Origin of the sequence: Paenibacillus xylanexedens, from assembly GCF_001908275.1 — a bacterium.
In the GTDB taxonomy this organism is placed as follows: domain Bacteria; phylum Bacillota; class Bacilli; order Paenibacillales; family Paenibacillaceae; genus Paenibacillus; species Paenibacillus xylanexedens_A.
Window position 1 is genome coordinate 4762004 of record NZ_CP018620.1, and the last position, 14096, is coordinate 4776099.

Sequence of the window (14096 nt, forward strand, 5' to 3'; positions counted from 1 at the left end):
TCGCATAAGCTTCCTTCGATCAGATGCGCTTCATCAATCTCGCAATGCTTTTATCCGACTCACGCAGCACAATGCCACGATCAATCGTCTGAATCTTGCGATTTTTGAGTACAATGCTGCCATCGATAATAACGGTGTCCACACAGCTACGTGTTGCCGAATAGACCACGCGAGAATAGACATCTGTCTCATAGGAAGGGTACGTGTGGAAATCATCCAGATCCAGCAGTAGCATATCTGCCTTTTTTCCCACTTCGAGGCTGCCAATTTCCTTCGACAAGCCCAGCACCTCTGCACCGCCCATGGTAGCCATGCGTAATACGGTCCGGGCATCCATCACCGTTGGGCCATGAGGAATCTTCTGCATCAGCGCTGTGAGGCGCATCTCCTGAAACATATCCAGATTGTTGTTGCACGCGGCGCCATCTGCCCCGATCCCAACAGCAATTTGTCGATTCAGCAGATCTGGAATATCCGCTACCCCGGAGGAAAGTTTCATATTTGATCCAGGACAGTGAGTGACTTTGACACCGCGCTTGCGGATGATCTCCTTCTCTTCCTCACTCAGCCATACACAGTGAGCCAGCACCAATCTTGGGGTAGCCAGACCGATATGATCAAGGTATACGATGTTACGCATCCCGCGTTCGTGTTCTACCAATTCGATCTCTCCGCGATTCTCGGAGGCATGGGTGTGGACTTTGACATGATATTTATTCGACAGATCACGTACCTCTACCAGCAATTCTTCGGTACACGATACAACGAAGCGTGGACAGAAAGCATATTGAATGCGACCTCCGCCAAACCCGTTCCATTTCTCCAGCAGATCCACACTCTGTTGCAGCGAAGTTGCTGTATCCTCACGCAGGGGTTCCGGAACCTCGTCTCCATGATCCATCATTACCTTGCCGGAGATGACCCGGATGCCACTCTGTGCCATCGCCTGAAACGCCGAGTCCGTGTGATGTACCGTCTCCATATCCAGAATGGTTGTGGTTCCGCTGGAGATCAATTCGCCAAGTCCAAGCATCGCAGAGTAATACACGGACTCCTCATCATGTGCTGCTTCCAGCGGCCAGATTCGTTGACGGAGCCAATCCATCAGTTCCAGATCGTCCGCACGTCCACGGAACAAGGTCTGACACAGATGAATATGCGTCTGAATGAAACCAGGCAACAGCACTTTACCGCGAGCATCAATGACTTGGTCAGCTTGCATGTCGATGTGCGCTGCAATCTCCTTGATTTTGTTATCCTCGATCAACAGATCTCCGATGAACACTTCCTCTTCTGCATTCATCGTCACAAGCTGTGCACCTTTCAGCAGGATCGTTCCCATGCCAATCTCCCCTATCTGTGTCTGTCTATATATTACAACTCATACATATTTACACTTGCACTCCGATGACAGACCAATCTTCCGATCGCTGTTATCGTGTAAATATCTAGTTGAACTTATAAATGTCCAATGTAGCTGTTACCACCCAATAGCCATACCATCACCTCTAGGGTCTGCTGCGCCACTAATCATACCGTCCTCACGAATGACAATGCCTTGCGACTGTCCCATAATGCCGTCCCACGGCGCTCTCGCTTCAACGTTATGTCCCCATTGGGCAAGGGTTGCACATACGTCATCGTGATATCGGTTCTCCACACGCATCGTATCGCCTTCTTCGCCCCAGGTACGTCCATACACCCAACGCGGCAGGCTGATTGCTTCCTGAATGTTCAGCCCGTAATCAAGCACTCCGGTAAGCACAGATAATTGTGTCTGCGGCTGCCCTTCTCCCCCCTGTGTACCCACGAGCATATAAGGTTTGCCATCTCGTGTAACGAGGCCCGGCATGAGGGTATGGAATGAGCGTTTGTTCGGTTCCAAAACGTTGGCATCCCTCGGATCTAAGGAGAAAAACGACCCCCGGTTCTGCATGATAACCCCCGTATCCCCTGGAACATAGGCTGCACCGAAGTCAAAATACAGGCTTTGAATGAATGAAACGGCATTGCCTTCGCTATCAACAACGGCTGCATACGCCGTGTCCTGACCTATTGTTTTAGACAAAAACGGCTGTGCGACAGGTGGAGCAGACTGAATCTCGTTCCACAGTTGGTCTCCATAACCCTTGGATAACAAGTGATCCAGCGGAATGTCCCTGAAATCCGGGTCCGTCAGATAACGGTCACGATCCCGAAACGCCTTTTTCACCACTTCCGCCATCAGATGATAGAATTCCGGTGAGGTACGTGCTACAGAGGACAGATCCGTATGCTCCAGCATATTTAACATCATCAGCATCGAGAATCCCTGCGAGTTGGGCGGCATCTGATGAACTTCATAGCCACGATACTCCGTACTGACCGGTTTCACCCACTCGCCCCGATGACCCGCAAAGTCTGCTGGGGCAAGCATGCCCCCATCCTCACGAATAGCTGAAGTCAGACGATCCGCGAGTTCTCCTGTATAAAAAGTATCTCGCCCTTCCGTCTGAATCAGACGAATGGAGGCAGCAAGATCAGGCTGGATCAGTAGCTCACCTTCCTGCAAAAGTGTACCCAAAGGCGCAAATACCGCTCGCAGCGGTGTATGCCCCATAATGAAATCTTCATCCCTTTCCATCCACAGGCGGAGATTTCGGGATACAGGGCATCCTTTTTCCGCATACTGCGCGGCAGGTTCAAGCAACTGCTCCCACGGTAACTTACCGTACCGAGACCAGACTTCCCACCAGGCATCCACCATTCCCGGAACCGTGATGGCACTAAGCACACCGCGTTGAGGGATGGCATTCATGCCCATCGCTTTGAACGTATCGGCATGAATGCCTGCGGCTGAGCGGCCACTTCCGTTATAAGCGGTAATCTCACCGCTCGTTCCATCATGAACCAGGAAGAAGGCGTCCCCTCCAAGTCCGGTCATATGCGGATATACCACACCCAGAGCTGCACTGACCGCAACAGCAGCATCATAAGCATTACCGCCCTGCTGGAGGATAGAACTTCCAACTGCACTCGCTAGATAATGAGGAGAGGTGACCATAACCTCTCTGGAGATTGGCATCTGGTTTAACATAAGGCACCCTCCTTCCCTGCATACACATCCAATGCGGCCTGCACCGCTTCACCGGCTGGTAACACGTGACGATGACGGAGAAGAACAGCTTCCAGCGCTCCCAGCACATGAAGTACGTTTTTGCGTTGGCAGCTGAATCCCATTGTACCGATCCGCCAGATTTGTCCTTTCAACGGTCCGAATGAACTGGCAATCTCAATGCTGAAATCGTTCAGCAACATGCTGCGCACCGACTCACCATCAATCCCCTCCGGAATGGTGATACAGGTGACCACAGGAAGTTTACTGGACATATCCCCATACAACTGTAGTCCCATTCCCTGAATTCCAGCGACCAACGCACGTTCATTTACCAGATGTCTTTGGAACCTGGCCTCCAATCCTTCTTGCAGCAGAATGCGTAATCCTTCGTGAAGACCGTAGAGCATGGAGGTGGCCTCCGTATGGTGGTTCAACCGTGCTGAACTCCAGTAATCCTGCAATTGGCTTAGGTCAAAATAATTGCTGGCAATCGTGCGGCCTTCTGCCCTCGCACTGGTTGCATCTCGCAGTCCGCGTTCAACTGTTTTGCGGCTCATCAGTTTCTGCTCCACTCGACTGTTGTATGTGAGAGGTGCCATCCCTGAAGGAACAGACAGGCATTTCTGCGTACCACCCATTACCGCATCCAGATGCCAAGCATCCGTCTCTACCGGAGTCCCACCAATGGTAGCCACAGCATCCACAACGAGTAAAATATCAAGGTCGCGACAGGCTTTGCCAATCTCGGCAAGGGGCTGCATCTGTCCGGTCGAAGTCTCACCGTGAACCATCGCAACCAGACTTGGTTTATGGGTATGAATCGCCTTGATCACTTCTTCCGGATCAAATACCGTTCCCCATTCCGTTTCAAAAAAAACAACCTCTGCGCCACAGCGTTCCGAGATTTCAACCAGCAGATGTCCGAATCGTCCGTAGATCGGGACGAGAACTTTATCACCGGGCTGGATCAGACTGACCAACACAGCTTCAATGCCTGAACGGGAAGTACCATCGACTGGATAACACCACTCGTTATCTGTCATATATAACTCACGCAGCATTGCCATCGTCTCGTTCATTAAGGATGTGAACTCCGGGTCAAACTGACCCAGGATCGGAAAGGATAATGCTCTGAGAACACGTGGATCAACTTCAACCGGCCCCGGGGTCATAATGGTCCGCAAGGACGGAGATAACTCTTTATAGGTGGACATCTTCATTCAACTCCCGTAACCGTATTTATAGAGTAGCCGGACCAGAACTCGAAAACCGTGCATCAGGTCTGCCTCAGCTGTATATTCAAGTGGATTATGACTAATACCGTCCTGGCTCGGCACAAAGATCATGGCCGTCGGACAAGCCGGCTGAAAAATCTGCGAATCATGTCCAGCGCCGCTTGGCATTAACCAGTAGGACAACTGCTCCTGCTCACAGGTATCTTGAATGTTTGAGATCATCTCTGCATTCATAGGAATGGGCGTCACCGACAGATGTTCTTCCCAGTCCAGTCCGAGCTGCTGCTCGGCTGCAATACGACTAAATGCCTGGAGTATATCCTGCCAGCAGCGATCAATACTCTCCTGCCGGATATGGCGGATATCCAGTGAAAACACCGCCCGTGCTGCAACCACATTCCCAACCCCCGGATCAGCTGTGATTCGCCCAACCGTGGCTACGAGCGGTTCTCCTACTTCCAATGCGATATTCCTTACCGCAGCAATCATCTCGGCTGCTCCGGCAAGTGCGTCCTTGCGCCAGGACATTGGCGTCGTCCCCGCGTGATTTGCTTCCCCGCTCACCGTGATACTGAACCGCTTCTGACCTACAATGTCGGATACAACTCCAATCGAATGTCCAAGACGTTCCAGAACCTGACCTTGCTCAATGTGAAGCTCAATAAAGGCACCGTAATTTTTCGCGGCGGGTCTATATGCACTATCGGGTCCAAAGCCTGCATCCCGGATCGCTTGTGCAAAGGTAACGCCGTCTTGATCCTTCAAATGCTCTACATCTTCCAGAGACGTTATTCCTGTTATACTGCGTGAACCCCAATACGCAAAAGGGAATCGACTTCCCTCTTCTTCGCATAACGATACCACTTTAAGTGTGCGCTTCGGTGCTCCGAAATGCTTCTGCAAATACTCCAATGCCAGGACTCCCGCCACCACACCGTAAGCACCATCATATTTGCCGCCATACACCACCGTATCAATATGTGATCCGGTCACAATCGGTAATTCTTCAGCACCCGTCGCCGATTCCTTACCCTCACTCTTGAGTGTGCCATACAGATTACCGGACTGGTCAAATTCGGGAGACAGCCCTTTCTCTTGCATTTTGGCTGCAAGGGCACCTTGTGCTTCACACCAAGCCGAGTCATACAACAGTCGTGTGACGCCACCCTGTGCATCCGCGCCATATGTCGACAGCCAGTCAAGCATGGCTTGCAGCTCCACCTGTTCCACATCCGGCAAAGGAAGAGGTGCATTATTTGTACCGGATGAACGATATACTCCAGACTCATTCATGACGTCTCCTCCGTTCCCGCTTCGATGGGACTAGCAGAGTAAGCCGCAATGTGTTGCCCGATAGGCACGTGAGATAACCCGGATTCCGAGTTGTAAACGCGCTGACCACGGCAAAATACGTCTGCAATCTGACAGTTAAATGTACGTCCCACATAAGGGCTCTGTTTATGCGTATAGAGCAGATCCTCCGTGTTCAGGGTCGTGCTTCTCTCCCAGTCAATCAGGACCAGATCTGCATCCTTGCCAATTGCAATCTCCCCTTTACTCTCCAGACCAAGCCTTCTGGCAGGCTGAAGGGAGAGTACTCTTCCGAGCAACGGGAGGTTTATATTACGCTGAAGATGTCCGTCCTCCAGCATGATCAGCAGTGTGCTTTGCGCTCCGGATATACCGCCCCAGATTTCGAAGAAATTATCGGATTTTTTCATGGATGGCGGACATGGCGAATGGTCTGAGGCAATAACATCAATCAATCCCGAAGTCAGTGCATCCCATAACTGCTCCTGCTCGGAAGAGCTACGAAGTGGTGGAGCACATTTCGCTACAGCACCCAAACGGACCACATCCTGATCGACCAGCGTCAGATAATGAGGGCATGTCTCCGAAGTGACGTCTTGCCCACGCCGTTTAGCCTCTGCAATTAGATCCAGGGCTTCCCGGGTGCTAATATGCACAAAATGCAGCGCACACCCGGTCTGTTCACCGTATTTCAACGCTCGCGCAACCGCGACGACTTCGGCTTCCACAGGACGGGACTGGACATAATCCATCGGTTCCGTCTTTCCCTCAGCAATGCTTTTCGCGCCGAGTTCGGCAACGATGCCTTCGTCCTCTGCATGAAGTGCCAGCACACGTTTTAATGTTGCAAGTTCATGCATTCCGTCCAATAGCGTATGATCATCGGCTCTGGCAAAGATATCTTCCCCTTCGCCTCCCGGCTCGGACATAAATGCCTTGAATCCGGCAGCACCCAGCTGTGACAGTGGTGCAAGTTCCTCACGATTGCCGGGAACCAAGCCCCCCCAGAAGGCATAATCAACATACGATTGGTCTGTTGCTGCTTTCATTTTCATTTCCCATGCTTCCGGCCTTGTGGTTGGTGGTACACCGTTAAGCGGCATATCGACATAGGTCGTGATTCCACCTGCGGCAAGGGCTGCCGATCCAGACCTGAACCCCTCCCAACTGGCGAGTCCGGGTTCATTGAAGTGTACATGAATGTCCACCACTCCCGGCATCACTGTAAGGCCTTCAGCTTCTATAATTCTAGTCGCTTCGCCAGCGGCCAGCCGTGTGGATATGTCTGTTATTTTTTCACCAGTAATGCCAATATCCAGTTGTTCTACCCGATCTCTCAGCACCACCCGGGCCCCCCGGATGATGGTATCAAATGTTGTCATGTGGATGACCCTCCCCCCTGAATCAGAACCGGATGTGTGCATATTCAGCTTCCCCGGTATGTACTGTAACCTCCTGGAGCAATCAATAATGGAATATGGTAATGGCTTGAGGCATCAGATACGGCAAAACGAATCGGAACAATCGTCCATAATGCCTGCCCCAGCTCCTCCAACGAACGCTGTGCGTAATAACTCTCGACATGGAATTGAAGTTCATATATCGCTGGCTCCAACTTGCCTCCATCCAGCAACGGTGCATCCAAACGCCCATCCGCATTGGTCACCGATTCAGCCACTTTTGTCTTGCTTTCCTGTTCTCCATCCCTCTTCAAGGTGTACAGTTCGATCCGAACACCCGCAGCAGGCACGCCTTTGGATGTATCCAGCACATGTGTTGTAATTCGTCCTTCAGACATCGACATTAGACGTCACCTGCTTTCCCAGAGTCACGGCCGTCTGTTCCCAGATCATCCCTTGTCATCGAGAAACCCTGGAATCCGTATGGTGGCCTCGGCTCGGTAAATACTTTGCCTTCTCCCTCTTGCACTTCCTCCAGCACTGTCTCCCACGTCCGATTGTTGGATTCAAATGAAACCTCACTCAGTTGCTCAAATCGGCTTAACAACCTTCGTCCAATCTGGTAGATCAGATGTTGAATGGAAGCGGATCGACACTCATGAAATACCGCAGCAGCCAAATCTCTGACCTGTTCCGCCGCTACATACCGTCCACGCTGATCATCTATACCATCTCTCGGATCTTCATAACGCCAATTGATGTTCAGGAAAATAAATAACGGTCGATCCCATGTCTCTGGAAGAGTGGTATATTCATCCTGCATAAATCCGGCAAATTCACTGCCTTTGACCTTGATCAGTCTCAGATCGGCTACACCACTGAAATGGTTGCTTAGTTCAATCGAGTCTCCTGTTCGTTCTGCTTCCACAGCAGCTGTCGCACGATCATTCTGCGAATAACGAAATACGAGCGCACTCGGTCGATAACTTCCTTCTAATCCAATGGGTATATCTTCAAACGGAATCTGGTCCGCTGTCATCTGAACCTTGCTCATCTGCGGATACGTCTCCAGGAAACGCCGACTTACCAGCGCAAGAAATCCTTCCACCGTCGCCCCTGTGTAATCCGCTGCATGTTTGAGAATGAAATTTTTCATCGAATCGGTTGCGACCACCAGCGAATTATCCCCTTCTGCAAAAGAAGGCAAGAATTCATCCCCCTGCACAGCCACCTTGATGTTCAATCCAAACAGAATATTGCTGCGTCCCATAAAAGGAGATTCCGGAATGGACTGTATACCCGTCAAAGGTTTGGCGTAGGAACGGTACATCCAGACATCCCCTTTGCCGTAATACATGGTCCGCTGCTGCACTGCGGCTGGCTTGCTCACGAACTCATGTTCATGACCGATCTGTGCAAGCCACTGCTCCAAACGAATGCCCGCTATCTTGAATACTTCCTTTAATGCAGTCTCGAATTCTTCTTCCCTGCCTCGGCGATGACGTTGCCTCATGGATTCGAGGATGGAACTTGCGGTATGGCCTTTAACAGCCAATATGAATGGAAAGCCAAATTGGCTTGTATATACTTTGTTTAATTGTTGAATTTCGTTGAATTGTTCTTGTGAAAGTGAATCCAGCCCTGCACCAGCCTGCTCCTGAACGGAGTTGCTGCTCATGCTGATTCGTGCTCCAAGATCCGGGTGATTTCGAAGCAACTGCAACTTCACCTGTTCATCCGATGCCTGAACCACGTTTTTCATCACTTTCATCATCTGTTCAAATGAATCAAAAGGTCGTGAAAGCCCGGCACGCTCAGCCACCCATGGTGATTCCTCAAATAAGCCGCCAAACGCATGCACAAACTGTGTGATAGACCAGTTGTTAACAAGTTTAATTAAGTCGCGCATGTTAGAACCTCCGGTCTGTTATGGATTATTGTTCTTCATTCTAAGTGCCGTTCAATGTCGCGACAACAATATTTACGCAATTTTGTAATATAACATAACATCAGAGTTGTGATTTGTTTGCTGTGCACGGGAAGATCAGCTTTTGTTGTCCTCAAACATGAAAAAACCGCACTCCATCAACGGAATGCGGTTTTTGGGGGTCTAACCCGCTAGCATTGTCATGTTGCACAATTTGCGGTCTAGAGTTGGACATTGTGCGGTCTTGCAGCTGCTTTGTCCCGCACGAACTTGCGGAAGGTGAATACCAGCTTTAACTTAAGCAGATCATTCGTTTTCTTAAAGTCCATTTGCAGCAAGCTGCCGACTTTCTCCATCCGATAAGTGACCGTGTTGCGATGCACAAACAGTTGTTTGGCAGCTTCATTGATCAGTCCATCATTTTCGATAAAGGACTCCAATGTATTCATCAATACCTGATTGGGGTCACCGTCCCTGGCAAGTAACGGTTCAAGTACTTTGTTGCAGTAGTTCTCCATGATGTTATCCGGTACGTGTTGAAACACATAGGCAAATTCAAGCATTTCAAATTGCAACGCACGGTCTTTCATACCAAATCGACGAGCCAGTTGTCGTGTATCCAGACACTCCTGGTATGCTTCACGGAGCGATTTGGGTTCATGTTTCATTTTGCTGATCCAGAAGCGTGGAGCCGGTGCCCCTTTCGCTTCTTGGGCTGCCAGAACATCACCGAAACGGCTCAACAGAAAACTCGACAGCTCCTCTCCATAATCTCGCCCTGTTGGACAGGTGTAGATGGACAGAATGCCATCTTCAATCTGAAAATGCTGTGAGGCCGTGAATTGCATCAGCGGATTGTATTGCAACTCACGATGAATCTGTTTAAGCAACTTTCCCTCGGCAAACAGAGTCGGCTCAAGTGTAATCAATACGCACTGATAGGTTCCCTGGAACAGATGTACACCTTTGTTTTCACTCAAAGTGGTCAATTCCTGAACAGTCATTTTGTTATCCAGATACTGTGAAAGCAATGTACGCATTTCGTCTTGTACGGTCGGATTAATATGCTCACGATAGGTCATATCCATATAGAATGCCAGTACATCGGCAGCCTGTTGGAACAACTCTTCCTCTGCCCGAAGCGACAAAGCGGAATCCGTAAACACAAGCAACGATCCGTATTCTTCATCATTTTGCTTGATGGGTACGCGATGACAACTTCCCTGATTCCATTTCACTCGGTGCATGACGGATTTCCAAGGCCAGCCTTGGGTTACCGCATCTCCTGCAATGCCTTCACTACCATACAGTACATGCCCACGAGAACCAATGACTGCAAGCGGATAGTTCAACACTGTGGCTAATTCGGCAAACACATTCCGATGTGGCTGCTGTTGCAGTGCAAACTGCATTAATTTTTTCTGCTTTTGCACGACCTCATGCAGCAATCGGTTGCTACGTTCATGTTCAGCCTTGAACAAGGCATTCATCTGGTCGGAGAAGGTGAATTGGAAAGGGAGCTCAAGCAGCGGCAAACGAAGCCGATCAGCTTCCTCGACAATACCTTGGGGAATTGACTGCCAGAAACGTCCAAGTTTGATGCCGAGTCCTGCACAGCCGCGTTCATTCAAACGTCGCATCAAACGCAGTGCATCCGTCTCACTGTCTTTCATAATAAAAGCGGTGGTGAACAACATTTCTCCGGATTTGATCCAATCCGCGATATCAGGAGCGTCCATGACATTAACGGATTTCATCATCCGTGAAGTCCCTTCTCCACCCGCAACCAGTTTGGCCTCTGACAACGGGTATACCTGTAAAGCCTCTTTAACCGTAAGTTGCATGGACACTACCTCCCATATATATAACACAATATTATGTCATTCTGGTTAATGAAACTGAATTTCGCATTATTTTTCTAATTAAATCCATATTCATGCTTTCAACTTTTATTTCTTGTTAAGTATTATAACATCATTTTTCTAAATAAAGCTTACACGACAAAAAAATAAAACCTATGACCTAATTACAGCGCACTTCCCTGTAATTGGCATAAGTTTTATAAGTTACTATGATCCACATAATGTGGAAGTAATCCATTTACACGATAACGGAGAGGGCAGAAAAAACCTGAAAAAGCGAAGCGTTCGCCTTTATCCCCGGATTTTCCCCTTTGAAAAAGGGAATCGAAAAAATCTGGGGATAACAGCGATTGGAGGGTTGTTCTGTCATCGTAGTGTCCGTGTAAATAATCTTTAGTTCAACTACAATCAGATTTCCATGGTTTCGTGATTCATCCATAATTTCATACGGGATAATACATCTTTGATATTCAGCGGTTTGCTGAGATAGTCCGAAGCTCCTGCTGCAATACATTTCTCCCGATCCTCTTTCATGGCTTTGGCTGTCAGCGCAATAATCGGAAGCTGGGTCATGCCAAGTCGTTCACGGATCTGGCGAGTCGTCTCATAACCATCCAGTTCCGGCATCATAATATCCATCATGATGATATCAGGCTTGACTCCTCCACGCTCCAGCAATTCCAGACATTCGTACCCATTCTGGGCTGATATGACATTCATGCCGTATTGTTCGAGAGCGTTAGCCAGCGCATATACATTTCGAATATCATCATCAACAACAAGCACTTGACGACCACTGAGCAAAGATTCTTCCAGAGGTGTCAATAAAACATCCGATTGTCCGGAAGTGATTGAAGGAAGCTTATTGACCTCAGGTGTAGTGGTAGCCACCTCATTCAGGAACAACCGCGATGCATTCATAGTCTCAGGTTCATCTCTTCGCAGTGGCAGGAACAGCGTGAACACACTGCCATGTCCTTCACGACTTGTAGCCGAGATTGAACCCCCCAGCAAATTCGCAAGCGATTGAGAGATAGACAGGCCAAGTCCGGTCCCCCCGTATTTACGTGCTGTAGCTCCATCCGCCTGTTTGAAAGCATCGAAGATCTGCACGAGTTTGTTATCCGCAATTCCGATCCCTGTATCACTGACGGAGAAAGCAATCACGTCGGTCTCTTGGTCTTTCAATTCAGGATGAGCCAGACTCATTTTGGAGATGGTTAAGGCAACTTCACCCTCACTGGTGAACTTGAATGCGTTCGAGAGCAGGTTTCGGAGAATCTGATGCAATCTCATCTCATCCGTCACGATCGTTTCCGGTAAAGGACTTTGGAGCTGAATCCGAAAATCTATTTTTTTCTGTTCCGCTGTTTTCAGGAAATACTGGTTCATAACTTCAGGAACACTGCCCAGATAGACATCATCGAAATCCACTTCCATCTGTCCGGCTTCCACCTTGGATAGATCCAGAATATCATTGATCAGATTCAGCAGGTCTTTTCCTGATTTGTGAATGACTGAAGCATAGTTCTGCTCTTCACTATTCAAGTGTTGATTTTTATTTTCAGCCAATATCTCAGATAAAATCAACATGCTGTTGAGCGGTGTCCGCAGTTCATGGGACATGTTCGCCAAGAATTCGGATTTGTACCCCGAGCTCGTTCGTAACTGATCTGCCACAACCGAAAGTTCATTGGCTGATGTCTCTGCAGCACTCTTCTGTACTTCCAGACGATCGTTCAGCATATGAAGCTCTTCGGTCTGCATCTGCAGTTCCTCCGTCTGAGACAACATCTCTTCGGTCTGAGCCTGAAGTTTCTCCGATTGTGCCTGTAATTCTTCATTCAGAACTTGTGACTCATCATATAATTGCTGTAATTCCATGCGAGTGACGGTCGAGTGTAGTGAAACACCAAAAATGTCCGTCAGTTCTTGCATCAGCTTCATATCATTCTCTTGCAACGGCTTCATTGAAGCAAGCTCGATTACCGCAATCGTTCTGCCTTCGAAGAGGACCGGTACTACAGTAAGTGATGTGGCAGATGTATACCCGAGCCCCGAAGAGATTCGGATATAGTTCTGGGGCAGATCATTCATGCGTAGAACTCGCTTCTCAACAGCACTTTGACCTACAAGCCCCTCACCCGGGGCAAGCGACACTTTACCGAGCGAACGTTCTTTCTCTCCATCCCCAGCATATGCAGCCACGCGCAGCAGTCGATTGTCTTTCCAGTAATATAAAACGCTATAGGGAACTTCAAACAACTTGGCAAGCTCGTTCAGGAACAAGCGGGACAATCCCTCCAGATTGGTCGGGTTCTGTAAGAGTGTGGCAATGCCTGTGATCTGGTCCTTGACCCGATTCTGTTCCTGTACTTCATCCAGTAATTTGTTGGTTTCGTGGCCCAGGTCTCCCACTTCATCATGTGTCCGAACCTGAATCCGCTGCTTCAGGTTTCCACCTTTGGAGATATCACTGATGGTTTGCATAACATCTCGCAACGTTTTGACGATATTTCCTGATATCACAATCGCAGCGGCAATGGATAATGCTGCAATAATACCCCACAGCGTGTACATAATCGTCAGTAGTGTGGAACTGCGTCTGGCAAGTTCAGTAACCCTCGCCTCGGTCAGAGCGATCTCTGTGTTACGGAAGGTTGTAAGTTGAGAGCGCAGTAGATCAATTTCAGTTTTACCCGGATCAGATTGAAAGAATGCAACAACTTTCGCTTGATCCCCTTGCTTTTTCAAGTCCACCGACGGCTCCCCAGCGATCTCAATCCAGCGTGTAATATGAGCTTTGATGCTTTGCAGACTCTGCTGCTGTGAAGGATTATCGCTAATGAGAGCATTCAACTGATTATAGTTGGAACTCCACTGGGATAGGCCTTGGGAGTAAGGCTCCAAGTAACTTTCATTGCCTGTAATCATGAATCCACGCTGTCCTGTCTCCATGTTCAAGACATTTTTTTCAATCGCGTTGGTCAGATTATGTACTTCCAGATCATGATGGGAGATAAAATCATTTTCCTTCTGTAACACATTAATTTGGGCCGTAAGCACTAGCAGAACAGCACCAAACAAAAGCACAACCACAAGATAGCCCAATAAAATTTTGGAGCGTATCGTAAATCTTCTCGTTTTTGACAACGCGGAAACCTCCAAATATATACGTATCCCATTCAATTAAATTAAAACGGTGCATATGTAGTTTATATGTATACGTATAGTCTGACAAGCTTTAAGTTCATCCGTAAGCAT

The 14096-nt window shown here is 48.8% G+C and carries 9 protein-coding genes; all 9 read right to left on the reverse strand.

Features of this window, described 5'->3' with window-relative positions; translation table 11 throughout:
- Positions 1-19: 19 nt before the first annotated feature.
- The gene (locus tag BS614_RS20765) at positions 20-1342 is read right to left on the reverse strand and encodes a 5'-deoxyadenosine deaminase (RefSeq protein ID WP_047843321.1); all 1323 of its coding nucleotides are present in this window, start codon (positions 1340-1342) and stop codon (positions 20-22) included.
- Positions 1343-1480: 138 nt separating this feature from the next.
- A complete protein-coding gene (gene ggt, locus BS614_RS20770) occupies positions 1481-3076 on the reverse strand; it encodes a gamma-glutamyltransferase (protein WP_074095405.1) in 1596 nt (531 codons plus the stop codon).
- Positions 3070-4311 (reverse strand): pyridoxal-phosphate-dependent aminotransferase family protein, encoded by a 1242-nt coding sequence (locus BS614_RS20775; protein ID WP_074095406.1) that lies wholly within the window; start codon positions 4309-4311, stop codon positions 3070-3072. The genes ggt and BS614_RS20775 overlap by 7 nt, the downstream gene beginning before the upstream one ends.
- Positions 4312-4317: 6 nt before the next feature.
- A complete protein-coding gene (locus BS614_RS20780) occupies positions 4318-5625 on the reverse strand; it encodes a Zn-dependent hydrolase (RefSeq protein WP_074095407.1) in 1308 nt (435 codons plus the stop codon).
- Positions 5622-7025 (reverse strand): allantoinase AllB, encoded by a 1404-nt coding sequence (allB, locus tag BS614_RS20785; RefSeq protein WP_074095408.1) that lies wholly within the window; start codon positions 7023-7025, stop codon positions 5622-5624. The genes BS614_RS20780 and allB overlap by 4 nt, the downstream gene beginning before the upstream one ends.
- A 44-nt stretch (positions 7026-7069) precedes the next feature.
- Complete coding sequence (uraH, locus tag BS614_RS20790; protein WP_084174657.1) at positions 7070-7447, reverse strand: hydroxyisourate hydrolase; 378 nt, start codon at positions 7445-7447, stop codon at positions 7070-7072.
- On the reverse strand, positions 7447-8952 hold the full coding sequence (pucL, locus tag BS614_RS20795; RefSeq protein ID WP_074095409.1) for a factor-independent urate hydroxylase: 1506 nt from the start codon (positions 8950-8952) through the stop codon (positions 7447-7449). Before pucL ends, uraH begins: the two co-directional genes overlap by 1 nt.
- A 239-nt stretch (positions 8953-9191) precedes the next feature.
- Positions 9192-10814 (reverse strand): PucR family transcriptional regulator, encoded by a 1623-nt coding sequence (locus BS614_RS20800; protein WP_036613758.1) that lies wholly within the window; start codon positions 10812-10814, stop codon positions 9192-9194.
- 426 nt (positions 10815-11240) lie between these two features.
- Positions 11241-13985: a CHASE3 domain-containing protein gene (locus tag BS614_RS20805; RefSeq protein ID WP_074095410.1), complete on the reverse strand. Its 2745-nt coding sequence runs from the start codon at positions 13983-13985 to the stop codon at positions 11241-11243.
- Positions 13986-14096 lie beyond the last annotated feature (111 nt).

What these genes read in the sequence shown, in the direction of transcription:
- BS614_RS20765 (WP_047843321.1), bottom strand. Translation starts at nt 1,342, where the DNA reads ATGGGAACGATCCTGCTGAAAGGTGCACAGCTTGTGACGATGAATGCA.
- ggt (WP_074095405.1), bottom strand. Translation starts at nt 3,076, where the DNA reads ATGTTAAACCAGATGCCAATCTCCAGAGAGGTTATGGTCACCTCTCCT.
- BS614_RS20775 (WP_074095406.1), bottom strand. Translation starts at nt 4,311, where the DNA reads ATGTCCACCTATAAAGAGTTATCTCCGTCCTTGCGGACCATTATGACC.
- BS614_RS20780 (WP_074095407.1), bottom strand. Translation starts at nt 5,625, where the DNA reads ATGAATGAGTCTGGAGTATATCGTTCATCCGGTACAAATAATGCACCT.
- allB (WP_074095408.1), bottom strand. Translation starts at nt 7,025, where the DNA reads ATGACAACATTTGATACCATCATCCGGGGGGCCCGGGTGGTGCTGAGA.
- uraH (WP_084174657.1), bottom strand. Translation starts at nt 7,447, where the DNA reads ATGTCGATGTCTGAAGGACGAATTACAACACATGTGCTGGATACATCC.
- pucL (WP_074095409.1), bottom strand. Translation starts at nt 8,952, where the DNA reads ATGCGCGACTTAATTAAACTTGTTAACAACTGGTCTATCACACAGTTT.
- BS614_RS20800 (WP_036613758.1), bottom strand. Translation starts at nt 10,814, where the DNA reads ATGCAACTTACGGTTAAAGAGGCTTTACAGGTATACCCGTTGTCAGAG.